Origin of the sequence: Arcicella rigui (assembly GCF_034929435.1) — a bacterium.
GTDB lineage: Bacteria > Bacteroidota > Bacteroidia > Cytophagales > Spirosomataceae > Arcicella > Arcicella rigui.
Map to the genome: position 1 here is coordinate 46,999 of NZ_JAYFUM010000005.1, position 26,104 is coordinate 73,102.

The following is a 26,104-nucleotide window of genomic DNA, read 5'->3' on the forward strand; positions in this document are numbered from 1 at the left end:
AATCTTGAATCTTAAAATTCTAAAGTCCAAAAATCTTAAAGTCTAAAAAGTCTAAAATCTTGTGTCTTATATCTTCTTAACAAATACATCATTTTGAAGGCAAGCTAAACTTGTCTATTTTTACTCAACAAACGTTTATCAACTTAATCCACAAAAAAAACGATGAAAATTTTAAAAGTTGTTCTGATAATTCTGGCAATTTTAGCATCTGCTGCCCTTTTATTTAGGTTTTATTATACCAAATCTTTCAGTCCATCTGCCACAGCCGAGTATGAAAAAAATGGATTAAGTATCACAATTGATTACTGCCAGCCATCGAAAAAAGGGCGTTTGATTTTTGGCGAACAAAGTTCAAAAGCCTTAGTTCCTTATGGAAAATGGTGGAGAACAGGAGCAAACGAAGCAACTACCATAAAGTTTTCAAAAGATGTTCTTTTTGCAGGAAAACCCCTAAAAGCAGGTACTTATACACTTTTTACCATTCCTGAAAAAACAGATTGGACTGCCATCATCAATTCAGAAGTAGGACAATGGGGATTATCTTATAACGATAAAAAAGATGTGTTAAGAGTACCAGTACCTTCTATTCAGCAATCTGATTCAATAGAAAAATTCACTATTGATTTCAGTGAAAAACCAGAGGGCGTTGATATTATCTTGCGTTGGGATACTACCAAAGTGATTATTCCTGTGAAGTAATGTTTTACCTCGTTTCACTGTTCGCAGTGAAATGAGGTAATCTACATATCCAACACTTTCTTAATAGCTTCTTTAATTTCGTCGAGCGTATTGTCATCAATATTTCCAAGTTTTTTAATAAGTCTTTCTTGTGAGAGAGAACGTATTTGAAAACAATCAGCAGAGGAAATTTTGGAAAGTCCATTAATTTCAGAAGGTTCAATTTTTACCATCCACGGAGCAATATTATAGCGGTCTTTCCAATCGGTAATAGGTACAACAACTCTCAAAGGTAGTTTGCCTAATCTATTGTCATTGATAATAATAGCAGGTCTTTTCTTTTGTATTTCAGCTCCTTTTGTAGGGTCGAGGTCTATGAGCCAAATTTCACCTTGTTTCATAAAAATTTTCAAAATCAAGTGAAGTAAATACAGTTAGTTCTTTATCGTTTACATAGTCATCATAAAGCTCATTTGCAGCAAGTTCCATTTGTTGTTGCATTTCTTCTTTTTTGATAGATTTTAATGTTTCTTCTATCACATAAAACCTTTTCGTCAGTGGTAGGCGTTGGATTTCTTGTATTAAATCTAATGTTTGCATTGGCTAAAAAATTAAATAGTGATTTTACATATTATTTAATACATCTTTAAGCTTTAATTGAAATAGCTTTCAATGTTGTAAAGGTTCAATATAAGCAAAGTTTATCAATACTGGAAAAGTATTAGGCAAATCATTACTTCATTGCCTACTAATAATACTTTATTTTTAATCGAATGTATTACAAACTAATCTTTTTTCAAATCTTAATATCAGATTAATTTATATTGCCAGTTTCATACATTTAGACGATATAGTACTTCTAAAATATAGACATTGTTATTAAACAACTGGGGATACTTGTTAACATTGGCGTGCTTAACTAAAAACAAAAACGGCTGTACTTTTAAGTACAGCCGTTTTTGTTTTTAGTTACTTCAATCTGTAAGTGATGAATTATTTCATCGTTATTACGCTATCTTAAAGAAGTCTTTGTACAGTTTAGTGAAAATGCGTTTGAAGAGTTTGGTATCGTAAAAAGGCATAAAACGCCAGTAGCCTTTGTAATTAAATGCCCAACGGAGAAAACCTTTTAGGTCTTTATTCTTCATGCAACGTCTAACATCTCTGTCGAAAATAGCAATTTCAAGTCTTTCATTGACTGGTGTAGTTTTGGGGAACTCACCAATAATTTTGCCACTCATAATTTGCTTAACTCCTTCCGACATATCATTTTCCATAAATTTCGAATAAGGCATCCAAGAGTTTGAACGCAAATCGGTTTCTATCAAGTAAAACAAATTTCTTTCTTTATGATAGATATACTGAATACTTCCCAAGCCACTAATTCCAAAGCTTTCACCCAGTTTTTTGAGTTGTAGGGCTAAATCTGCATCTTGATAGTAAATTCTGCGAGTGGTAAACGAGAATTTATCCGTCATATAAGACAAAATCGTAGAGCAATTATAGCTTACTAATTGTCCATTATAGAAAAGAGCTTCTACGCCAATATCTTCGCCAACAATAAATTCCTGTAAAACAAGATTCTTTTTGCTAAGTACTTTATCTAAACAAGCCTGAAATTCATTGATGGTAGCACAGTACTGAATACCCAAGCCAGAAAAACTAAAGTCTTCTTTCAATAAAATCGGGAAATCAAGATTTTGGGCAATGTAGTCTAAAGAAAGGTCTTCGGTATAATTGATAAACCTCGGAGTAGTAATGTTGTATCTGGTACAAGCATTAGACATTCCGATTTTTGAAGATAATACTTCACGGTTTTCAATCTTTTTAATCGGCAAAAGCCTATCAATAAGTAGTTGGTCATCACCAATAAAGTTGTTCATCAACTTCAAGGTAAACTCATCAAGTAGCAGAATCCAATTGTAATTGTCTGTATTTTTTCTAACATAATCAGCTAAATGATACTTGAAATTTTCTTCGTCGTCAGGTGCTTCAATCCAATTATCATGAAATCGGTTACTCCTAAGCCAAGATTCTTCCGAACAAAAAACATCAACAATACAACCTGCTCTTTTAAAGATTGAGGGGATTTCGGCGGTCGAATCAAAGAAATGTCCGACAGAAGCAAGTAAAACTTTATACATACAGAGTTTGGCTAAAAATTATAGATTCAGTAAAAATCATCTATAAACAGAAGATGAGCTTAGGCAAATATTCAACACATCAAATATATGTAAAAAAAATAAATTGATGAAGAAGTAAAAAATTATTTTAAGTGCGTTAAAATCTTTATGAGTAATATAAGTATAGCTCAAAGCTTTTGCCTCGCATCTTTTTGCTAATTGAGCAATGAGTACTTTATTTTTTGAGTATAAATTAAGAATACTACCATTAATAACAAGTTGCTCTACTTTCCACACAAAGTGATTAATATTTTTACAATTGATTACAATATTTTGAAAAATTGTATTTTTAAGCTTAATTCAATAAAAAAATGATTGATAATTGAGTTTCGTAGAGGAATTTTATCGCCAACTCTTTTTAGTGAAGTTTACAGCTATTTTTTTAATAAAAACTCAATTATTTCAAAAAAGAAGCCTCTCGATCTATTGATATAATTTTTCATCAACAATATGATTCGTAAACATAAAAATAGATACTTCATTGGTGTGCTAATGGCGATATTGATTATCACTGTTAATCAGTTTTTTATTCAGTATTGGCTTTATCAGAAAAAAGAAGATTCTAAAGTAATTAATATTTCGGGGCGACAGCGGATGCTTAGTCAGAAACTAAACCTTGAGATTTTCAAACTTTTTCATCAGCAGATTTCTTTGTCGGATATTCAAAAAACCTATCAGCTTTGGCGAAAAGCACATTATGCTTTGCTCAATGGTGATGCTGATTTGAAGATTCATGCTATCAAAAATGAGGAAGCTCGTAAAATGCTTAGAGAACTTTCACCAAGAATTGATTTTGTTGGAAGACATTTACAGGATAAAATTGACTTAGGAATTATTAGTCAATTGAGCGAGAATCAAGCGGCTTTTTTGGTGGAAATGGACGACACTGTGAAAAAATTAGAACAAGAAGCCGACCATAAACTTTGGCTTATTGTTGTGATTGAAGTAGTGCTGGCTTTGTTTTCGATAAGTATTATTGTGGTTGAAATTATTTATATTTTTCAACCTATTGAAAGAAAACTCCTCCAGATTATCAAAGAATTGGAAAGTTCTGAACGTAAATTATTGGCTATTCTAAACAGTTCGCCAGATTCTAATATCTTCATTGGCCCCGATTATAAAATCATCAATTTTAATAAATCTGCCGAAGAAAGTGTCCGACTTTCACATAAGTTACAAATCAAAATTGGGGATGATTTCAGGAATTATTTACTGAATGGTATGGAGTATTCGTTTTTTGAATCTTTCAGAGAAGCCATGAAGGGTGAAATCGTAGGAAAGGAAACGCAGATGAAAATCAACCAAAAAATGGTTTGGTTTAAACTTCGTTATTTTCCTGTGTACGACAATGCACAGCAAATTATTGGTGTTTCTTTCAACGCCACCAATATCAACGAACGCAAAAAGGCTGAAATGAAAATCAAGGAGCAATTGAGTATTCTTAATGATATCGCTTGGCAACAGTCGCATTTAGTCAGAAGCCCAGTGGCTAATATGTTGGGTTTTACACATTTGCTTTTAAACAAAGAGTATATGATTAGTGATGATGAAAAATCTGATTTTATCAAAAATCTGGAGGAAGAAGCCCAGAGACTTGATAAAATCATTAAAGAAATCGTTGCAAAAACGCATTCGGTTTATCAGAAGTAGGTTTTTGGGGGACTATAAGACTTTAGGACTATAAGACTTTAGGATTTTGGACTTTAGATTAAAGATACAAGATACAAGACTTTAGGGTTTTAGAAATTCTATATATCCGACATCTGAAATCTGACATCCGACATCCCCAATCAAAAATTCTAAAATAAATTCTATTCCCAATTTTTTTGCTCTTCTTCGATGTCTTCTTTCAAGAAATGATTGATGGGTACTTTGGCATTCTTGAGGTAATAAATACTTGTGCCATATTCACGGGCAAAATGGTTGTCGATTTTACTTTCTAATGATACCGCTTCAAAAAGTGGTCGTTCTTTTTCTCTGTTTTTATCATCGTCGTCAGCATTTTGTATTAGAATAATATTTTTGATTATGACTTTATCTAAAGCCGGAAACCAATTGATATAATCTGCATTCACCGTAACGGCTTTTATCTGCTTAAATCTTGAGTAATAATTGATAGCTCCCGCTTGTCCATAATTATCACAAAGTACTAAAGTGTGGGCTTTGTCTGGAATTTGTTCATAAATCTTATCTACTTTTTGTGCCAGTTCTTTCCATCCGAGCATATCCGCAAAATCTTGTGGTAGTGTATGATTTTCACCGTCTTCCCATTTTAGCAAATCAAAATCTTTGAAAGACTGAGCTTTTTGTTCTATTTCCGCAGGACTCAGTACTGGAAAAGCTACTTTGATAACAGGAATAAAAAGCCCGACAATCAACAAAAGCACCAAAGGACGCACATAGACTTTCCAAGAATCTTTCAGCAAATATTCGATATATACCGCACCAAAAGCAAAAAATATCGGATACAAGCCAATGGCATAATAAGCTTTGGCTTTGAGATATACAAAAAGGAGTAAGGTAAAGACAAAAGCAAAGACAAAAACCTGAAATTTTTTGAAAGGTTGATACCTAAAAAAGGCGATAAAAGCGATAATTAACACAAAAAATGAATTGAAAAAAAAGAGTATTTGTTCTTTCAGAAAGTCGATTCTATTTACATTGACTAATTGTATTTTAGAAAGAAGTTCTAAATGATAAAACACAGGAAAATGATGATGATATTGCCAAAAAAGATTGGGGAGAATCAAGAAAAAACCCATTAGAATAGCTAAATAGAGTTCGGTACTCAAGAAAACTTTACGATGTTCTGAAATCAATAAAGCTGGCACTAAGCCTATCAACATAAACACAATATTGTATTTATTTAAGAAGCCAAGAGAAAAAATAAAGACTATGTACCAAAGCCATTGATTCTTTTGTGTAATGATGTACTTTAGCAAAAAGAAATAAACGGCAGTCCAAGCAAGAACATCAAAAGAGTTGGGTTGAAAAAGTGTATTGATGCGTAAAATGGCGGAAAAAATAATGGCAAAAGCCCCAACCAACAAAGCAAAAATACCACCGCCAAGGGCTTCGATGCTTTTCCAAACCAGCAGTAAAGTAAGAGTACCGAAAAGAGCGGGAAAAAACTTTACCCAAAAAACACTGTTTCCTAAAGAAAGTATCAAATAAGAAATCCAAGAAGTAAAGGGCGGAACAGATAAATATCCCCAAGCCAAATGATGAGCTTGGTCGAGATGCAAATATTCATCTCGATGTAAGTCATAACCAGCATTAATTAAAGTATATTGGAGAATAAACTTCAATAAAATACAAAAACAAAGTATTAAAGTTTTGATTTTCATAGTATTGTAGGGGTTTTGAGGAAGGCTTCAGATTTGAGCATGGAAGTTATAGAAAAATTCTATTAAAAACGATTATTCTTTCTTATTGCCAAAGGTTGTGCATACTATTTTTAGAAAATATCTATTTTTACTTATCACATTTACAGAGCATCGCAAAAACCATGACCTCGAAAACACAACAAACCACCAACGAAATCAAGAATTTTGTTTGGAGTCATTACTTCGGAGATGGTCTCAGGGTGACAATCGGCGTCGTCTTGCCAAGTTTAATTTTATTTCAATATCATTTACAGCAAATCGGGATTACTATCTCTCTGGGTGCTTTATGTGCCAGTATCGCCGATACTCCTGGCCCAATTACTCACCGACGCAATGCCATGTTGGTAAGTACCGTATTGGTGTCGGTTGTCGCATTTATTGTTGGTTTTGCGAGTAATTCTATCGTTCTTTTAGGCTTTGTGGTGGTTGCCTTTAGCTTTATTTTTTCAATGCTTCACGTGTATGGCAACCGTAGTTCTTTGGTTGGTACTGCCGCTTTGTTGGTACTTACTTTGGGGCTTAGTCATGTACGCTCCTTTGCCGAAATTGCTCATTACTCTTTGTATATACTTACTGGTGGTTTGTGGTATTCCTTGCTGAGTTTGTCTCTGTACAAAATCATGCCTTATCGTTTGGCACAACAAACTTTGGGTGAATGTGTGATAGAAGTAGCCAATTTTATGAGAATAAAATCAGGTTTTTATAAAGCAGGAATGGATTATGATGAAAACTATAAAAAACTGCTTTTGTGCCAAGCTACTGTGAATGATAAACAAAATGCAGTACGAGAATTACTCTTTAAAAGCCGAGAAATTGTTCGAGAATCCACACAAGAAGGACGTTTTTTAGTAATTGTATTTGTAGATACCATGGATTTGTTTGAGCAAGCCCTTTCTACTTTTTACAGTTATCAAACCCTTCATCAGCAGTTTGACGATGTGGGCATTTTGAAACATTTTGAAGAAGTACTCATTCATTTATCCGACCAATTAGAAGAAATTGGTTTGGCTCTGAAAGCCGACGGAAAACCCAATTTTTCATTAAGATTACCTCGTGAAATCAGAGATTTAAAACAAGAAATAGAAATATTGGAGTCGTCGTACTCGCCCGAAACATTTTCGGAAAGTGGGATTCAGGCTTTGAAGAGTATTGACGTAAACATTGAAAATATTTACCTGAGAATCAGAAAAATCAATAGCTATTTTAAAGATAAAAAAGCTAATAAACTGATTAAAAGTAAAACACAATCAGCATATTTTATTTCACACGAAGAGTACAGTTTTGATTTGTTTCGTGAAAACCTCAATCTAAAATCAGGGGTTTTTCGTCATGCCATTCGGGTTTCATCAGCTATGTTATTGGGTTTTTTAATTGCCCAATTTTCCCATTTTCTGCATAGCAACTGGATATTATTGACGATTATCGTTATTATGAAACCTGCTTTTAGCCTAACCAAAGAACGAAACTATCATCGTTTGATAGGTACAATTATTGGCGTTGGTATCGGAATGTTTATTTTGGCTTGGGTAGAAAACGAAAATGCACTTTTTGGCATATTGCTATTCTGTATTTTGGGAACATTCATTTTTATCCGAAAAAATTATATCATCAGTGTTTTGTTCATGACACCCTTTATCCTGATTTTATACGATTTTCAAGGATTATTGAGCAAAGCCGTTTTTATAGAAAGAGTATATGATACTTTGATTGGCGGAAGTATCGCTTTTATGGCAAGCCATTTTTTATTGCCAAGTTGGGAACATCAAAAACTCAGAACTGTATTGATAGAAATGATAGAAGCTAATTTGGCTTATTATCATCAGGTTTCAGCCTATTTTTTCGGACAACAGTACGATAAAATTCCCTATAAAATTATACGTAAAGAAGTATATGTACGAAGTGCCAACTTAGCTTCTGCTTTTCAAAGAATGTTCTCTGAACCAAAAAGCAAACAGTTGAGTATCAAAGAAGTACATAAGTTTTCGGTCTTGAACCATTTGATGACATCCTACATTGCTACTTTAGCATTGTACATCACCGAACATTGCGACGACATACAAGAATTTGAAAAGCTACAATTAGTGGCAATGAATACAGAAAAACTTATGACCGAAGCCATGATTATTTTGGATTCCGAAGACGGCGTAATTCATCAAGATTTAAGAATTATATCTTTGAAAAATACCTTTAAAAATCAAGAAGAATTGATGTTGATATCAGAGCAGTTTATAGATATTCAAAAAGTAGCTTTTGATATTTATAAAATTTCTGAGAAGATAAAAGTCTAATTTTTTCTTTCTTCCGAAGATTTTTTTCAAGAAAGAAAAAATGTTTTTCTTGCTTACGGAAGCTTTTTCTAAGAAGGAAAAAAAGTCTTTCTTACCTGCGAAAGTTTTTTTCAGAGAAGAAAAATACTTTTTCTTCTCTGAAAAATTTCTTCCCAAAGTTGAAAAATAGTTTTTACTAAGTGTTCCAACTATTTTCAATTGTTCTCTGCATAGAAGTATGAAAGAGCTTATTTGATAATGACCTTTTTCGTAATAGAATGTATTCCGTTAATTACTTTTAATATCAGCATTTGTTCCGAAAAGGCTTCTACATTAAATTCTTGAAAGTGTGTTAGACCAACATTCGTATGCTTGAACTCTTGTAAAAGTTTCCCCGAATTATCAAAAAGCTGGAAAACTACTTTTGAAGGTAGTTTTGTAATAACCTCTGCCTTAAATACACCGCTACTTGGGTTTGGAAAGATGGTAAACTCCATATCAGAAATCACTTCATTTTCAGTAGATAAAACCAATGCCTGATTCGATACTTCATTTACAATCGGTGCTTTTATCACTGCTTCAAACGGAGGAATCGTTGCTGTTTCGCCTGCTTCATCTTTCACCACAATTTCCATATCCCTTACGGTCAAGCTTATTTTGATGCCTTTTCTCCACTCTTCAACCATAAAAGAACAAGTATAAATCCCAATTTGAGTAGGAGCATTCCACGTTAAATCGCCAGTGATTTCATTGATTTTAAAAGTTCCTACTTCGTTTACTTCATTAGGCTGTTTAAAGCTTTCAATAGGTATTCCTAAAGTAGAACAATCGTTAGAGGTACTGGTTCTTGCCATCGTAAGCCGATATGACAAACTATCGCCTTCAATATCAGTAGCTTTTGGGTTGTAAACAAATACTTGTTTAACCTTTGCATACAAAACACCAATGTCATTATTAAGAATTGGCGTTGAATTAATGGCTTTTGGATTGAATAAAGTTTCAATATAAAAAGGCACATAATCGGCATTTTTGATATTACGAATAGTTTGATTTCTACTCAGAAGAGCAACATAAACCCGATAAGCCGTAAGATTCGACGCATATTTATGTTGAATTTTGTAAATACTTTTACCGATACTATTGCTTATTTCCTCTCCGTTTCCATTGCCATTTACTCTTGAAGCAATGCCCGAACTACCATCGCCAAAGCAAACGGGTATTTCTTTCTGTTCCATATAAGCCCTTATACCCAAAGTTAAATCTGAGTAAATGGTCACGGTGATTTCATAAGTCAAATTTTGGTCATTTACTTGTGACACTTGAATATTTCCACCTTTGAGATGCGAAGCAAATAGTGGAGAATTAATAAAAAAGAGTACAATTAAGTTGAGGTAGGTTTTCATTGGTTTATATGTTAAAAGGTTTGAATATTAAAAATACTGTTGCTGCCGAACCTAAAACTAAATAGAAAAACTGATAAATAATTCAAAATAAAATGTTCTTATTCAAGACTGTGCATTCTTCACTTATGATAATAAATGTTTTGAAAGTGTTAAAAGTGGATATTGGCAATAAATTTTATTTAAAGATTACCAGTAAAGAATATAAGTTTTTACCGTTAGATAAGTTTTTTAATATTTTCTTTTCTCTATTTTCTTTTTTAACTACCTTTTACAAAAAATAATTGTAGTTAATCGCTAAGTAGCTATGAGTGATAATATTTCCGTCATTCTTGAAGCAATTCAAGAGGGAAAGTGCGTGCTTGTTTTAGGCCCAGAAGTATGCCATTTTGAAGGTAAAAATTTTGATGAATCTATCAAATCCGCCTATGAATATTACTATGATAAAGTAATTGATAATTCTGAAAGGAGGCGGTTTAGTAAAATTGCTTTTTCTGATTTTTCTTTCATCAAAGAAGAGTTGATGAGTCTTAAATCTCAGCAAAAAGAGGAAATGCACATTTACCGCTTTGCCAAATGGTATTTCGACCAAAGAAAAGAATGGGAAAAACATTTCCGACAAATTGCCCAATTACCAATTCCACTGATTATTTCATTACTACCCGACGATAATCTTCAAAATGCTTTTGAGGAAGTATTCGCCGATAAGCCCGACGGCTTTAGGGTAAGCAGGTATTCCAGAACTAACAAAGACGTACCCGTTATCAATCAGATTCCAAGTAAAGAACATCCATTGATTTATAAACTGTTGGGTGATTTAGAACGTTACGACGCTACTTTTACTTTTGATGATTGGTTTGGATACTTCAAAAATATTTTTGGTAAACAGCCACTTCCCGAAAAAATTGAGTTTGTATTACAAAATAATCCTGTCTTTGTTTTTCTTGGTGTTCGTTTTGAAAAATGGTATATCCAATTGCTTATTCGATTATTGATTTCAGAATCTAATGGAAATTTGATTGGCGGAGAACGTTTTTCGATGGTGCATTCAGCCGAAGACGACGTTGATATTTTGGTTTGGGATAGATTTCAGCTTCAATTTGAAGGTGAAAAACCTGCTGATTTCCTCCAAGAAGTTTATAATGCTTGTAAAGAGCATCAGTTACTTAGAATACCCAAACGAGATAAGGAAACACTTGATGCAAAAGTATTTATCTCTTACAACCATAATGACCAAGCTATTGCTTTACGAGTACAGAAAGATTTAGAAGCCTTGGGGCTTTCCGTGATTATCGACACCGATAATCCAATTGGCTATGATATTCCTGTTTTTATCAATCAAAGTATTGCTAAATGCGACTTTATTCTTCAATTAATTTCTCAACATTTTCTTACTTCTGGCTGGGTTGCTCAGGAATCTTTAAAGGCTTTCCATGTTGCTGAACTTACAGGCAAAAGAGTATTGCCTTGCCAAATTGACGATGCGTTAAATGATACGATGTTCAGAGAAAGAGCTATGAGCATTTTCGATGCCAAATTAAAAGAGCTAAAAGAAAGCTTTAATGAGCGTTTGGAGAAGGAAGAAAGTATAAAAGATTTACAAGATGAAAGAGATAGAATACTGAGTTTGAAGAAAAACTATGATGATATTATGGCAGAATTTAAAGAGAAAAACAGAGGCGACCTAACTCCCGAGAACTATGTGAATGGATTTGAACAGTTAATAAAGTCAATTAAGCATTATATAAACCACTAATAATATTGAATGATGGACTATATGAATCAAACATATCGTTATCCGGGCGTTACACCTTTTTCTACTGCTCAAAAATCACTCTTTATGGGACGAGAGAAGGATATTGAAGCATTTTATCAATTACTTTTTGTAAAACAATTGGTTATACTTTACGGAAAAAGTGGCTATGGAAAAAGCTCATTGATTAATGCTGGTATTATTCCCAAATTAGAACAATCTCTTCTCAATAAAGCAAAGTATTTTCAAATACGATTATATACCCAAGAAAAAGGAAATGTATTAGGTGGCATTAACAACTCACCGCACGATACACTGATAAAACATTTATCCAATGATGTGCAAGAGCTGGATTTTATGTTACCACTCAAAGCTAAAATGTCTGAGGATGACCACTTTTGGTATTGGATAAAACAGCATCAGTATAAAAATAAAAACACGCCAATTATCTTTTTTTTCGACCAATTTGAAGAACTATTTTCTTATAGCGAACAAGAAATAGATGCCTTTGCTGCCCAAATTGGACATTTACTTTACCAGACACTTCCGGAAGAATGTAGAAGTATTATCGAGCATGAATTATTTCAAAGTTTGAGTCACGAGCAAATAGATTTCTTATATGAAAAACCCAATATAAAAATCGTGTTTTCGATTCGGGCAGATAGAATGTCATTATTGAATAGACTAACCAAGTACTTGCCCAACCTTTTACAACATCATTACGAACTGGATGCTATCTCGGAAGAAAGTGCCAGAATGGCAATTGAAAAACCTTCACAAATTATCAGTGATACTTTTCTTTCGCCCAATTTCAGTTTTGAATCGACAGTGATTGATAGCATTATCAAGCGAGTAAAGAATGATTATGATGGAAAAATAGAAACAGCTGCCCTTCAAATTATTTGTAGGTTTATTGAAGAACATACAGTAATTGAACAGCAGAAACTGGTAATTACCGAAGCCGTTTTGGGTAATATCAAAAACATCTTTAAAAATTATTATCAATCGGCATTGAATAAACTTGAAGTAACAGAACAAGAGAATGTCCGAAGAACTTTAGAAGATAAATTTATTCAGAATAATCGTCGTATTCCCTTTGAAAGTAATCATATTCAACAAGAATACGGCTTTTCAGAACAAGTATTACGACAGTTGGAAGACAGTACTTTATTAAGAAAAGAACGAGATTCTTATGGAAGGTACATTTATGAAATCGGGCATGATACACTGATAGAACCCATTTTAGAATTCTCCAGTAAAAGAAGGCAAGAAGAGCTTAAAATTAAAATAAGACGAAGGTTCTATACTATTTCAGGGGCAATGTTTGTACTCTTGGGAATCTTGACTGTGATAGGATATTTATATTATGAAGCAGATTCATCCAAAGATGAAGCCTTAAAAGCCAGGGATCAGGCTAATTCTTTAAGAATACAGGCTACTCACGCTTTGAATCAAGTATATCTTCAACAAGCAAGAAGTTTAAAAGATAATATTGATAATCTCGAAAGGAATGGAGGTATTCCAGTAGCAAAATATTACTGCGATTCAGCAACGAATATTCTAAATAGAATTGATACAATCACAGACTTGGATAGTAAAAGAGAAGGGATTATGCTACAAACTGAAATATCGAAAATCAAAAACAGAATTAAATGAAACCACTATTACTTATATTATGTGTGTTGCTAAGTTTTTTTAGTACAGGACAAAACCTCATTAGCTTTGAACATTACCTTGCAGAAGGAAATAAATTAGCTAAAAATAAAAAAACTACTGATGCAATAAAGCGTTATAATATCGCTCGTATTTTAGCAGGAACAGATAAAGCTAAACACGGAGAGGTAGATACAAAAATCAAAGAAGTATTTAAGGCAATTGAAAAACAAAAAGAAGATGCCCTCATGAATGGTGAAAAGGCAAAACTACTGTATTGGATTTCAGAGTCGGATAAAATTGGCCCGGGACAAGGGATGAAATTATTAGAATATGCTTACGCAGATTCAAGTGACGTTGATGTACAAAAGATGGTAAGGGAACAAACTGAAAAAGTATTCAATAAAAGCAATACTCATCATTTTAGGGTTCTTAATTACTTTGATAATGTAGAAAATGTAGAAACTTCTTCCGATAGCCGATGGCTTTTTGTTCTTTTTAAGAATAAAAGACTCCAAATTTTTGACTTAATTTCCCAGAGGCCAGTTGAAATACTTACCGAAGAAAAGGGCATTGTTGGCGTGATTTTATCTTCGGATTCAAGATGGTTAATCACCAAATATAGTGATAAAACTGCTATCCTCTGGGATTTGGATACCTACGATTCTAAAAATGTTATTCCTGTTACCAGCAAAAGATTTAATAAGCTGCGTGATATACGAATTTCGGTTGATAGTAGATGGCTTTCTGCTGAAAATGAGGATAAAACACTTACTGTTTGGAATTTGAAAGAAAATAAGTTAGAGACTTCTTTTGCTAAAGAAAAAGACATTATCTGGACAACAATTTCTGATGATTCAAAATGGCTTATTACATTCAATATCAATAGTATCATTAAAGTTTGGAATTTAGAAAGTAAAACCTCTACAACTTTCTATTCTAAAAATATAGGTATTCGTTCGGCTACGGTTTCGTCTGATGGAAAGCTTTTTATTGCAAATTTTTGGGATGGCTATTCAATGATTGAGGATTTAAAGAAAGGTGAAAAAACTAAAAAAATCCTTGCTGAGAACTTAAAAATCGAAGAAGCAACTATTTCAAAAGATAGCAAATGGCTCATTACTAAATATCAAGATGACAGTTCTAAGGTTTGGGACTTGAGTAACAGACAAGGTAAAAGTTTTTTATCTAATGAAAAATACATTAATAAAGTTACTATTTCGCCAGATAGCAAATGGTTGATTACCATTGATGAAAAAATGTCAGCTAAGTGTTGGGATTTAGAAAAGGGCGAGAGCATCAAGTTTTTACCAAAAGAAGAAGAAATTTTAGGCGTTATAATTTCCGATAATAGCAAATTTGCGGTTATTAAGCATGTAAACGGGATAACTCAGATTTGGGATTTTGTCAATAAAAAATTCTTTGATTTTATTCAGTATGAAAAAAATGTTGAAGATGTAACTATTTCAGAAGACGACGAATATCTGGTAGCTTGGTATAAAGACAAAACCGTGCAACTCTGGGATTTAAAGACTAAAAAGCCTCGGAATTTCTTGACTGACGAACGAAATGTAACACAAGCATTTTTTTCATCAGATGCCAAAAAGTTGTTAGTCATTCATCAAAATAAAAGTGTTACTCTCTGCAATTTAGAAACGGAATTAGTTCGTCCACTTATAACAGCTACTAAAGGGATTGAAAATAGTGTTCTTGACGAAACCAATAACTGGATTATTACAGCTTTTGAAAATGGAACTTCAAAAATTTGGAATATTTCTACTGGTGCGGTTCTTGGTTTTTTAAGTTCAGAGAAAGTAGTAAGTTCTATTGATATTCCAAGAAATAACAAATGGTTAATTACCCATTATTTTGATTATTCCTCTAAAATTTGGAATTGGGAAACGGGTAAAAAACCTGATTTTTTAGCAAATGAACCAGAAACATTTTCTGTAAATATTTCAAAGAGTAATAAATGGTTAATTACAAAGTATTTGAATGGAAAAGTAAAGATTTGGGATTTAGAAAATGGTAAAATACCCACTTTTTTAGAAAAAGAACCAGAGATGAATTATGCTAATATTTCGAGTAACGAAAAGTGTTTAATTACAAGTTACTTGAATGGAAAAGCAAAGATTTGGGATTTAAAATCTATGTCCTTAATTAAAGAAATGAATACTCAGGACAAAATTTCTACTGAAAAATTTTCTGAGGATAACCAATGGTTAGCCATCAATTATGATAATAAAAAAACAGAAATCATTTCTTTAAACGAAACCTCAAAAGAAAACTTTTTGGAAAAAGAATCAGACATCGTAGATGTTTATTTTTCTAATAAAAGTAAATGGCTAATTGTTAAACATAGTAATAGTCCTACCAAAATTTGGGATATAGAAAAAGGGACAGAAGTAGATTCGGTAAAAAATCATAAACTTGGTTCAAAAGATATTTCACCCAATAAAAAATGGTTATTGGTAAGTTTTGAAAACGGTACAGCCATGCTTCTTGACTTGGCAGATAAAAAAGAACCTCAAAATTTAAAATTTAATCTGCTTAATGAGTCTGTTTCTTTTGCAGACAATGATAGATTTTTAATAAATACTCTCAATGGATACAATCATATCAATTATGTTAAAGATTTAGAAACTGACAAGTCGGTTGATTTTTTAACAAAAGAAAAAAACATCAAAACGCTACATTTATCTAAAAATAAAAATTGGCTATGGGTTACTTATGCTGATAATTCTATCAAACTTTGGGAGTATCCAAGTGGAAAAGAAGTTATTCCAAGTATTTCCAAAACGTTGGTTGATGTACAGAAAATAGCGATTTCTCCCAACAGTGAATTGATTTCACTCGTAAGTCAGCATCAAATAAAAACTTATAATCTTAAAACTGGAGATTTTAAAAATGCCCTTTTCCTCAATAAGCGTCCGACAAAATTAGAATACTTGGATGAACAGTTTTTATTGGTTACCGTTGGAAAAAGTATTATTAAATTCGACACCAAAATGAAAAAACAATATTTCATGAGTTATGGTGATAATGAACCATTAGATTATAGTTTTGAAGAAATCACAGAATGGAAAAAAGTATTTAATCATATCTACTTACCAGATTTATCTAATGCGATGAAAGAAAAGTATGGGATTGTAAGTAAAAATGATAGAGCGAATTAGCTTTGAAAATGATAGAACCAATAGTATTTGTAAAAAAAGTGATGTATTTTAGAAAGTAATAATATTCATTCAACATTTATAACGCTTACTTACTTCATCATGCACAAACACTATTTACCTTTTATCGCTTTGCTTTTTTCTGTGCAAATGCTTTTTGCTCAGGATATTCCTAAAATTTTGCCACTGAAAGACAGAGCGGTTTTGCAAGACCAATTATTGGAAGAACGTTTCAAAACTCTTTTACCTTCGCTGATGCGGAAGCAGGGAATTGATATGTGGCTAATTATTGCTCGTGAGTACAACGAAGACCCAATTATCAAAACAATGTTGCCTTCTACTTGGCTGAACGCTCGCCGAAGAACGATTTTATTGATTTATGATAAAGGCGAAAAAGAAGGATTAGAATGTCTGGCGGTGGCTCGCTATAATGTGGGAACAATTTTTAAATCTGCTTGGAAACCCGAAGAAGAACCTAACCAATGGAAACGCCTTTCGGCTTTGATTGAAGAAAGAAATCCTAAAAAAATTGCGGTGGATGTTTCTGAACAATTTGCTCATTCCGACGGTCTTTCGCATTCTGAACATGAATCGCTGGTGCAACATCTTTCTGAAAAAAGTAAAGAGAAAATTGTTTCCAGTGAAAAATTGGCTGTGGGTTGGCTTGAAAGTAGAACGCCAAGAGAAATCGCTCTTTACGAAACCCTCGACCGTATTACGCACCAAATTATTGCGGAGGCTTTTTCTGAAAAAGTAATCATTCCGGGCGTAACTACTACCGAAGATGTCGTTTGGTATTTCCGTGAAAGAGTGGCGGAACTGAAATTAGATACTTGGTTTCATCCGACGGTAGATGTACAACGTCCTGACCCTGATAAAACTAATTGGCCTTACGACCGTCGCCCAACCGAAGATGTGATTTATCCGGGTGATTTACTGCATTGCGATTTTGGTATTACGTACTTGCGTTTGAATACCGATGTGCAAGAATTGGCTTATGTATTACGTCCAGAAGAGACTGAATTGCCAGAATACTTACGAAAAGCTTTAGTTGCGGGCAATCGCTTGCAAGATATTATGACTGGCTTCTTTAAAGTGGGCATGACGGGAAATCAAATCTTAGCACTTTCGCTCCGCAAAGCCGAACAAGATGGATTGGTAGCTCAGATTTACTCGCATCCAGTGGGTTATCATGGTCACGCCGCAGGAACTACAATTGGTATGTGGGATATGCAAGGCGGAGTACCTGGCAATGGCGAATATCCTTTGAACGAAAATACTGCTTATGCGATTGAATTAAACGCTAAAGTGAAAATTCCAGAATGGAATAATAAAGAAGTGAGAGTAATGTTGGAAGAACAAGGTTTGTTTATCAACGGAAAAGTACATTATATAGACGGGCGACAAAAACAAATTTTAACGATTCCAAGAAGAAAGGCTATTCAACATTTGGGGCAATGATAGGTGTGGGATTTCGGCTTTCGGATTTCAGCTTTTTAATTGTGAATTAGTGAATTGTGATTGAGTGATTAATTTTTTTTAAGAAAAATCCGAAATCCAATTGCCGAAATCCGAAATCTGAAAATCCGAAATCCGATTGCCGACATCCGAAAGCCGAAGACCAAAATCCGATTGCCAAAATCCGAAAGCCGAAGACTGAAATCCGAAGACCTAAAATCCGAAGACCTAAAATCCGAAATCCCAAATCCAACATCCCAAATCAAAAAAACTGTCCGCTAACCGACATCCATCATTTCCTCATTATGCGTAAGTTTGCAATATGAATAAAATACAATTACCGCTCTGGTTTATCAAACTTACGCATTTTGAATATTGGACATGGTGGATGTTTTACATCCCTCTACTTCCTTATTGGTTGTATCAAGCTGTCCGAACTCGTTCGCTTACTTTTTTCACCAATGCCGACCCTTGTATTGACTACGGCGGTTTTTTTGGTGAAAGTAAAATTGACATTCTCAAGCAAATTCCATCGGCTTTTTTGCCTACCTATTTCTTTGTCAAAAAAGAAAGTACTTTGCAAAAAGTACTTGAGATGATTGAAGAAAAGCAATTGAATTTCCCGATTATTTGTAAACCCAATGTTGGCGAAAGAGGCTCTCAAGTAGAAAAAATCAATGATAAAGAGGCTCTTGAAAAGTACTTAAAAAACCTTCAAGAAGATTTTATCATTCAAGAATTTATCACTTTTGAGATTGAATTGGGCGTATTGTATTATCGTTTGCCCGAAGAGACCAAAGGGCAAGTAAGCTCTGTAACCCGAAAAGAATTTTTATCCGTCATTGGTGATGGGAAATCAAGTATTGAAGCACTGATGCAAGCAAGTACTCGTGCCAGATTTCAACTTGAAACCATGCGTTTGCGTTTGGGAGAAAAAATAAAAGAAGTAATACCCGTAGGTGAAAAGCGTTTGCTCGAACCCATCGGAAACCATTGTAGAGGTACAAAATTTTTAGATAATAATTTCTTGATTAATGAAAAACTGAATCAAGTATTTGATAAAATCGCTCTGCCGATAGAAGGTTTTCATTACGGACGATTTGATATGAAAGTAAAATCTATTGAAGATTTGTACGAAGGGAAAAATATCAAAATCATGGAATTGAATGGTGTAAGTTCTGAACCGGGACATATTTACGACCCTAAAAATACCGTTTGGAAAGCTTACAGAGACTTAGCCAAACATTGGAAAATCATCGCTGATATTTCGATTCAACAACAAAAAAGAGGTGTTCAACCGATAGCTCCCAAAATTATCTGGCAAGTAGCCCGTGAACATTTTGCTTAGTGAAAATTGAAATAAGAGGCTTCCCCAATTTCAATAATTTGTAGTTCCGTTAGAAATAAAATGTCGGTAATCAGTAACACATTTTTTCTACCGATATTCCGTTCCTAACTGAACTATAAACCAAAAATCCAGACATCCGAAGACTGAAACCCGAAGACCGACATCCCAAAATCCTACAAAACATCAATCCTAAAAAACACAGGAATCGCAGGCGTTTCGTTGTACTCTTTAGCATTTTTTATGTCATCAACTACGTCCATACCTTCAATTACTTCCCCGAAAACCACATAATTTCCATTCAGTTTACGAGCTTCGGCTTCGTTCGTAATGATGTAAAACTCAGTGGGCGAAGAAGCTTTTTCTGGGTTTCCTTCATCATAACGAGCCATCGCTACCGCACCTCTTTTATGTGTTAAGTGTGGGAAGTATTCGGGCGGAACAAGAAAATCTAATTGATCCATATATTCGCCGCCCCCTTGAATTCCCATCATATAAATATTTCTGTAAAAGGTTCTACTGACGTAATAACCCGCTTTTACATTTCTGATAAAATTGGCACGATGCAAAGGCGTTTCGGCATAAAGTTTTATCACAAAATCGCCCCCAACAGTGTGTACTTTTACTTTATCTTCTGGGTTTTCTTTTCCGTATTGCGTCAAAAAAGTTTTGGGGTCTTGGTCGTACAATCGCAAGTCTTTTTTACAAGAAAAACAAGCAATACTTATCAATAAAAGGATTATTTTTTTCATCTTTTCAGACATTTAGCCTTCAATTTTCTGCTTTTAATTTAGATACAAAAATCATTTATTTTTCTTCTAAATTAAGAAATTTAGTGAGATTGTCTTTAAGCACTTATATGCTTCGAGAACCAATTATTCATTAATTCCCACCAAATTCAACATAAAAGCATACTCCAAAGCTACATCATGGAAACGTTTGAATCTGCCCGATGCTCCGCCGTGACCAGCTTCCATGTCAATATGGAAAAGTAAAAGATTATTGTTGGTTTTCAAGGCACGCAATTTAGCTACCCATTTGGCTGGCTCGAAATACTGTACTTGCGAATCGTGTAAACCTGTGGTAACCAACATATTTGGATAATCTTTTGCTTCTACATTATCCACAGGCGAGTACGATTTCATGTATTCGTAATACTCTTTTTGTTTTGGATTTCCCCATTCTTCCCATTCGCCAGTAGTCAAAGGAATACTTTCGTCGAGCATGGTTGTTACCACATCTACGAATGGTACAGCCGCCAAAATCCCTTTGTATAAATCAGGACGCATATTCGTTACTGCACCCATCAATAAGCCACCTGCCGAACCGCCATTGGCGAAAAGTTTATCTTTTGAAGTCCATTTTTCTTGAATCAAGTATTCTGAAACATCAATGAAATCATGGAAAGTATTCAACTTTTTCAGCAATTTCCCATCTTCGTACCATTGTCTGCCCATTTCTTGTCCACCACGAATATGAGCAATCGCAAAAGCAAAACCACGATTCAATAAAGTTAATCTTGCTGCCGAAAAGTAAGGGTCAATCGAATAACCATAAGAACCATAAGCATATTGAAGCAAAGGTTGCGAGCCGTCTCTTTTGAATCCTTTTTTATAAACAATTGAAATTGGCACTTTTACGCCATCACGAGCGGTAGCAAAAAGGCGTTCGCTGACATAATCTTCTTTGTTGAATTCGCCCAATACTTGTTGTTCTTTCATCAAAGTTTTGTTTCTACTGTCCATGTCGTAGTCGAAAGTAGAAGAAGGCGTTGACAGCGAAGTATAAGCGTAACGAAGCGTATTGGTCTCAAAATCTGGATTTGATGAAATGCCAGCGTCATAAGCCGTTTCATCAAACTGAATATAATGTTCGGCTTTGGTACTTTGATTGATGATTCGGATATGAATCAAAGCGTTGCGTCTTTCTTGCAAAACCAGATGATTACTGAAAACCTCCATGCCATCTAAATAAGTATCTTCACGGTGCGGAATTACTTCTTTCCAGTTTGCCATGTTGTTACTTTCGCCTTCTGATACTTCCATCAATTTAAAATTGATAGCGTCCTGAGCATTGGTTCTGATATAAAATTTATCTTGGAAATGCTCAACGGCATACTCTAAACCATGTTCACGAGGGTAGAAAGTAACAAATTCACCCGTTGGATTCGAGGCATCCAACAAACGATACTCCGTAGAAACGCCATTTTGTTCAGAAGCCGAAACGATATATTTCTTAGATTTCATTCGCCCCAAACCCATATAAAATTGTGGGTCTTCTTCGGTATAAACCAGCACGTCTGTACTAATGTCTGTTCCTAAAACATGGCGATAAACCGTTGAAGCCAACAAAGTTTGTTGGTCACGAATCATGTAAAAAATCGTTTGGTTGTCGCTTGCCCAAGCGTAAGCACCGCCTTCGGTATTGGGAATTTCATCAGCTAAAATCTCACCCGTGACTAAATTCTTAAACTTTAGCGTATAATTTCTTCTACTGACGGTATCGACACCAAAAGCCAAAATCTGTTCGTTGTCCGACACTTCATAACCGCCAATACTGAAATAGGGGAGGTCTTTTGCCATTTCGTTGCCATCGAGCATGATTTCTTCTTCGGCTTCTAAACTTTCTTTTTTACGACAATACAGAGGATATTCACCGCCTTCGATGTACTTAGAATAGTAATAATAGCTACCCACTTTTACAGGAACAGACTCGTCGTTTTCTTTGATTCTGCCTTTCATTTCATGGAAAAGAGCCTCCTGCAAAGCCTTTGTTGGGGCCATTACGGCATCAGTATAAGCATTTTCAGCTTCGAGGTATTGTATTACTTCTGGGTTTTCGGGGTCGTTTAACCAATAATAATTATCTTGACGAGTATCGCCGTGGAGAGTCATTGGATGTGGCTTTATCGCCGCCACGGGAGCTTGCATAACATCTGGGTTCATACTATTTATTTTAGAAGGGTATTAAGTACTAATGCAGAATTGTGAGTTACGAATTGTGAATTTAAAATTTTCATTTTCAGCTACTTACATTTTATATTAATCGAAATTAATATTGCACGAATACTTAGATTGTCTTTTGGAAGGCTATCCATCTTCAAAGTTAAGTTTTTCAAAGAGAAAAGCATTTTAAAAACCTGCATTTTGCCTTTTTAATTCAATATTAGGGTTTTTAGGGAAAATATTGGAGAAATACTCATGGCATGACTTTAATTGATTTGGGAAAAGGGACAAATTTTGTCAGTTATGGCATGAGTGAGCCACCGTAAAACAGAACGATAATTTAGTATATTGCGGTTATATTTTCGTTGTGAACAATTTTATTAAACCTACCAGAATGCAAAACTACATTGACATACAGAACATAAGAGAACAAAATAAAATTGGTTTAGAAACATATTTTCTTGACAAGACAAATATGTTTGATATTGCTATTGATAAACTAATTGAAGACTTAAAGACTGGTATTAATAACTCGCATGAGCAATTTGACAATTGGAATGAACTAAAAGAAACATACCCTAAAAGGTACGCTGAATTAGTAGAAGAAGCGGAACGTTATGAGATTAACATTGACCACCAAAAATATGACTATATTTTAGATATTATTCATAACCAAGAGCAATTGTTATCACTTATTGAAATGAAAGTGATTTATGCCTTTAAATCTTTGGAAATACACATTAAAAATTTATTGAAAGCCTCATTTAATTTGAAATCAACAAAAGATTTCTACAAGTGGGACAACTTAATTAAATTTTTAGAAGATAAAAATATTCAAGTCAAAACTCTTAATAGTTATAACGAAATTGTTCAACTTAAAAGCGTAAATAATGCGATAAAACACTCTAATGACTATGAAGTTACATTGACATCTATACAAGAGTTTAAAACCTCAGATAAACTTACATATGCAAAAGTTGACAAGTTCTACAAACGAATAAAAGACAAACCAAATCACTTTTTACAAGAGTTGATTTCTGTAATTTATAATGAATTATATGAATTTGACGACCTAAAAATAAAAGACATTGCAGAGTCATTAGCGTTACGAATGAAAAAAGAAGATGCGAAAAAATTGATTCTAAAAATTGAGGAACAATATGAGTAAAAACAAAAAACTCCAACTGGTCTTAGGCTCTCCTAAGACCTAAAACAAAAAAGAGCATCACGCTCGAACTTTGTGAAAATCAAGAAAATAAAAGAGTACACCAATTCACAGATTAAGCCAACAATAATCCTGAAAGGATTACAGCTTTATAGAAAAAAGGAAAATGATGTGTGCGTATGACCCCTTCGGGGTCGAACAATGTTTATTGTCATTTGAATTAGCTATAAATCTTTAAATCCTTTGGATTTATTTCCCCCATAGCTGTTTCCCACCGAGAGATTAAGCTCCGACTTGTCTTAGGCTCAAACTGGTCTTAGGCTCTCCTAAGACCTAAAACAAAGAAGAGTGTCACGCTCGAATTTTGTTAGAAGGAGTAAATTATAAATATACTAATTGACAGATTGCTTGTTAATGCAAGCGAGTAAGGAAATTAGGAAGACCAAAAACGTTTTTAACTATTTCTTTTTAATGCAGGTTTGAAGGGGGAGGGTGAGACCAACTACGAAATAGAAACCCTTATAAAAACGAAACCCATTAGTTTGAATTGCTTCAGGGACTAATGGGAATAAGATGCTGCAAATATAAAGTAAAACATTGAAAATGTACATACAAAATCAAAAATAATGAAATATAGCGACTTCGCCAATATAATGACCAACGCCCGAATGAACCGCTATTTATTAGCATGTGGTGGCAATACTCGTAAGGCAATGACACTTTATAGAAAGAATTTACAACTCACTCAAGAGCTATTTACTGTGATTAGTTGCTTTGAAGTAGCCCTAAGAAATGCTATTGATGCCACTATTACTTCTTCGTTGGGAAATGACTGGTTGAGAGATGCAGCTTCTGCTGGTGGAGTATTTGATACGACAAAATGTCGTTTAACAAGAGATAATATTAACGATGCCATCAACAAATTACATGTTTACAGTCACTATAAGTTGGTAGCAGAATTAGGATTTGGATTTTGGCGTTTTATGTTTGCTCAAAATCAATTTAATGCCACAGGACGAATATTACTGCGAGTATTTCCGTCAAAACCAACATCAACACCTGCTATGCAATACAATAACAATTATATATTTAACCAGTTGGCTCAACTCAATAATGTTAGAAACAGGATGGCACATCACGAACCTATCTGCTTTTTACCAGGGCAAGCCATAAAAGATACCAAATATGCCAGACAACACTATAATTTAATTTTACAATTATTTCAATGGATGCAAATTGATGAAGCAGCTTTACTTTATGGTTTAGACCATATAAATACTGTTTGCAACGAAATTGATAATTTATAAGACATTTGAATAAATGAATGTTAATAATTTGTACCCCTCAAATAGGCATTAAGCCCTTCTAAGACCAAAAACAAAAAAGAGCGTCAGGCTCGAACCTTGTGAAAATCAAGAAAATAAAAGAGTACACCAATTCACAGATTAAGCCAACAATAATCCTGAAAGGATTACAGCTTTATAGAAAATGAAAAATGACATGGGCGTATGACCCCTTCGGGGTCGAACAATGTTTGTTGTCATTTGAATTAGCTATAAACCTTTAAATCCTTTGGATTTATCCTTCCTCGTAACTGTTTCCCGTCTGAGAGATTAAGCTTCCTGATTGAGAGATTTTACAACCCGACTGAGAGATTAAGCCTCCTGACTGAGAGATTTTGTTTCCCGACTAAGAGATTTTGCTTCCCGACCAAGGGATTTTGCTTCCTGACTGAGAGATTTTGTTTCCCGACTAAGGGATTTTGCTTCCTGACTAAGGGATTTTGCTTCCTGACTAAGAAATGTTCTATTTCCATTCCCCTAATTGGTTTCCAAATAGTCAGAACATGAATATTGATTCAAATATTTTCAACATATATCCGAAATTTACAGTTGATAATTAAAACATTTAAAAGCTATCAACGAAATTTGTAGGAACTCATAACAATTCTAAAATGAAAAATATCGCATATATATTATTAGCTGTGGCTGGATTGATGCTTTTGGCAGCTTTGTTTTGGCTTATTTCCAGTATTGTTAGTTTTGGAATGAATGAAAAAACAATACTGATGCTTCTTTTTGGCGGTATTGCGGGCGTAGGACTTATCGGAAGAATTATTTATGTGGCAAAAGATTCTTTTACAGCCGAAAAGAAAGTAAAAAATAGTAGAAAATAATGAACAGAGAAGTACTTGTGAAGGCCGCCAACTTTTGTGCTTATCAAGAACGTACTCAGCAAGAAGTACGCAAAAGACTTGCTGAATTGGAAGTGGAAGGCGATGAGGCGGAGGAGATGATTGCTTGGCTGATTGAGAATAATTACCTCAACGAAGAACGTTTTGCCAGAATTTTTGCGGGCAGTAAATTCCGTCAGAAACGCTGGGGAAGATTGAAAATTCGACAAGAATTAAAAATGCGTGGCGTGTCGGAGTACTGTTTAAAAGCAGGAATGAGTGAAATCGACGACGAAGATTACCTCCAAACATTAACAGACCTTCTCGAAAAAAAAGCAAAAGAAATCAAAGAACCCAATCCAATCAAACGTAAACAAAAACTATTGACTTATGCACTTAGCAAAGGTTTTGAGTCGGATTTGGTGTTTGAACAAATGAAAGGAATTGGGATTTAACGATTTACGATTTTGGCTTTCGGTCATCGGATTTCGGCTGTTAGCTTGCGGATTTATGATTCCAAAGAAC

General features: G+C 34.1%; 19 protein-coding genes. 12 read left to right on the top strand and 7 right to left on the bottom strand.

Going from position 1 to position 26,104, the window contains the following annotated elements:
* Nucleotides 1-162 precede the first annotated feature (162 nt).
* A complete protein-coding gene (locus tag VB248_RS03770; RefSeq protein ID WP_323295401.1) occupies nucleotides 163-699 on the top strand; it encodes a DUF2911 domain-containing protein in 537 nt (178 codons plus the stop codon).
* Between the two features lie 41 nt (nucleotides 700-740).
* Here VB248_RS03770 and VB248_RS03775 read toward each other — a convergent pair whose 3' ends face one another.
* The 3 genes from VB248_RS03775 to VB248_RS03785 form a co-directional block, all read right to left on the bottom strand.
* Entirely contained in the window at nucleotides 741-1,079 is a 339-nt protein-coding gene (locus tag VB248_RS03775; protein WP_323295402.1) for a type II toxin-antitoxin system PemK/MazF family toxin, read from the bottom strand.
* Entirely contained in the window at nucleotides 1,066-1,278 is a 213-nt protein-coding gene (locus VB248_RS03780; protein ID WP_323295403.1) for a hypothetical protein, read from the bottom strand. The genes VB248_RS03775 and VB248_RS03780 overlap by 14 nt, the downstream gene beginning before the upstream one ends.
* A gap of 407 nt (nucleotides 1,279-1,685) precedes the next feature.
* Nucleotides 1,686-2,822: a hypothetical protein gene (locus tag VB248_RS03785; protein ID WP_323295404.1), complete on the bottom strand. Its 1,137-nt coding sequence runs from the start codon at nucleotides 2,820-2,822 to the stop codon at nucleotides 1,686-1,688.
* A gap of 489 nt (nucleotides 2,823-3,311) precedes the next feature.
* On the opposite strand from VB248_RS03785, the gene VB248_RS03790 reads away from it, so the two are divergent.
* Nucleotides 3,312-4,511 (top strand): type IV pili methyl-accepting chemotaxis transducer N-terminal domain-containing protein, encoded by a 1,200-nt coding sequence (locus VB248_RS03790; RefSeq protein ID WP_323295405.1) that lies wholly within the window; start codon nucleotides 3,312-3,314, stop codon nucleotides 4,509-4,511.
* A 161-nt stretch (nucleotides 4,512-4,672) separates the two neighbouring features.
* Here VB248_RS03790 and VB248_RS03795 read toward each other — a convergent pair whose 3' ends face one another.
* On the bottom strand, nucleotides 4,673-6,208 hold the full coding sequence (locus tag VB248_RS03795; protein WP_323295406.1) for a glycosyltransferase family 39 protein: 1,536 nt from the start codon (nucleotides 6,206-6,208) through the stop codon (nucleotides 4,673-4,675).
* 161 nt (nucleotides 6,209-6,369) lie between these two features.
* Between VB248_RS03795 and VB248_RS03800 the strand changes: the two genes are divergently transcribed.
* Complete coding sequence (locus VB248_RS03800) at nucleotides 6,370-8,535, top strand: FUSC family protein (protein WP_323295407.1); 2,166 nt, start codon at nucleotides 6,370-6,372, stop codon at nucleotides 8,533-8,535.
* Between the two features lie 227 nt (nucleotides 8,536-8,762).
* On the opposite strand, the gene VB248_RS03805 is transcribed toward VB248_RS03800, so the two are convergent.
* Nucleotides 8,763-9,917, bottom strand: coding sequence for a T9SS type A sorting domain-containing protein (locus VB248_RS03805; RefSeq protein WP_323295408.1), 1,155 nt, complete (start codon nucleotides 9,915-9,917; stop codon nucleotides 8,763-8,765).
* A gap of 304 nt (nucleotides 9,918-10,221) precedes the next feature.
* Here VB248_RS03805 and VB248_RS03810 point away from each other — a divergent pair, with 304 nt between their 5' ends.
* The 5 genes from VB248_RS03810 (at nucleotide 10,222) to VB248_RS03830 (ending at nucleotide 19,299) form a co-directional block, all read left to right on the top strand.
* Nucleotides 10,222-11,670: a toll/interleukin-1 receptor domain-containing protein gene (locus VB248_RS03810; RefSeq protein ID WP_323295409.1), complete on the top strand. Its 1,449-nt coding sequence runs from the start codon at nucleotides 10,222-10,224 to the stop codon at nucleotides 11,668-11,670.
* Between the two features lie 21 nt (nucleotides 11,671-11,691).
* Nucleotides 11,692-13,323 (top strand): nSTAND1 domain-containing NTPase, encoded by a 1,632-nt coding sequence (locus tag VB248_RS03815; protein ID WP_323295410.1) that lies wholly within the window; start codon nucleotides 11,692-11,694, stop codon nucleotides 13,321-13,323.
* Nucleotides 13,320-16,496: a WD40 repeat domain-containing protein gene (locus VB248_RS03820; protein WP_323295411.1), complete on the top strand. Its 3,177-nt coding sequence runs from the start codon at nucleotides 13,320-13,322 to the stop codon at nucleotides 16,494-16,496. The genes VB248_RS03815 and VB248_RS03820 overlap by 4 nt, the downstream gene beginning before the upstream one ends.
* A 99-nt stretch (nucleotides 16,497-16,595) precedes the next feature.
* Complete coding sequence (locus tag VB248_RS03825; protein ID WP_323295412.1) at nucleotides 16,596-17,954, top strand: M24 family metallopeptidase; 1,359 nt, start codon at nucleotides 16,596-16,598, stop codon at nucleotides 17,952-17,954.
* A 319-nt stretch (nucleotides 17,955-18,273) separates the two neighbouring features.
* Complete coding sequence (locus tag VB248_RS03830; RefSeq protein ID WP_323295413.1) at nucleotides 18,274-19,299, top strand: ATP-grasp domain-containing protein; 1,026 nt, start codon at nucleotides 18,274-18,276, stop codon at nucleotides 19,297-19,299.
* A gap of 173 nt (nucleotides 19,300-19,472) precedes the next feature.
* Here VB248_RS03830 and VB248_RS03835 read toward each other — a convergent pair whose 3' ends face one another.
* The gene (locus tag VB248_RS03835; protein WP_323295414.1) at nucleotides 19,473-20,048 is read right to left on the bottom strand and encodes a peptidylprolyl isomerase; all 576 of its coding nucleotides are present in this window, start codon (nucleotides 20,046-20,048) and stop codon (nucleotides 19,473-19,475) included.
* Between the two features lie 123 nt (nucleotides 20,049-20,171).
* The gene (locus tag VB248_RS03840; protein WP_323295415.1) at nucleotides 20,172-22,241 is read right to left on the bottom strand and encodes a S9 family peptidase; all 2,070 of its coding nucleotides are present in this window, start codon (nucleotides 22,239-22,241) and stop codon (nucleotides 20,172-20,174) included.
* A gap of 394 nt (nucleotides 22,242-22,635) precedes the next feature.
* On the opposite strand from VB248_RS03840, the gene VB248_RS03845 reads away from it, so the two are divergent.
* From VB248_RS03845 to VB248_RS03860, 4 genes are all read left to right on the top strand, one after another.
* Nucleotides 22,636-23,409 (top strand): hypothetical protein, encoded by a 774-nt coding sequence (locus VB248_RS03845; RefSeq protein WP_323295416.1) that lies wholly within the window; start codon nucleotides 22,636-22,638, stop codon nucleotides 23,407-23,409.
* 623 nt (nucleotides 23,410-24,032) lie between these two features.
* Nucleotides 24,033-24,713, top strand: a complete 681-nt coding sequence (locus tag VB248_RS03850; RefSeq protein WP_323295417.1) for an Abi family protein — start codon at nucleotides 24,033-24,035, stop codon at nucleotides 24,711-24,713.
* 647 nt (nucleotides 24,714-25,360) lie between these two features.
* Entirely contained in the window at nucleotides 25,361-25,582 is a 222-nt protein-coding gene (locus VB248_RS03855) for a hypothetical protein (protein WP_323295418.1), read from the top strand.
* The gene (locus tag VB248_RS03860; protein ID WP_323295419.1) at nucleotides 25,582-26,034 is read left to right on the top strand and encodes a regulatory protein RecX; all 453 of its coding nucleotides are present in this window, start codon (nucleotides 25,582-25,584) and stop codon (nucleotides 26,032-26,034) included. The genes VB248_RS03855 and VB248_RS03860 overlap by 1 nt, the downstream gene beginning before the upstream one ends.
* Nucleotides 26,035-26,104 lie beyond the last annotated feature (70 nt).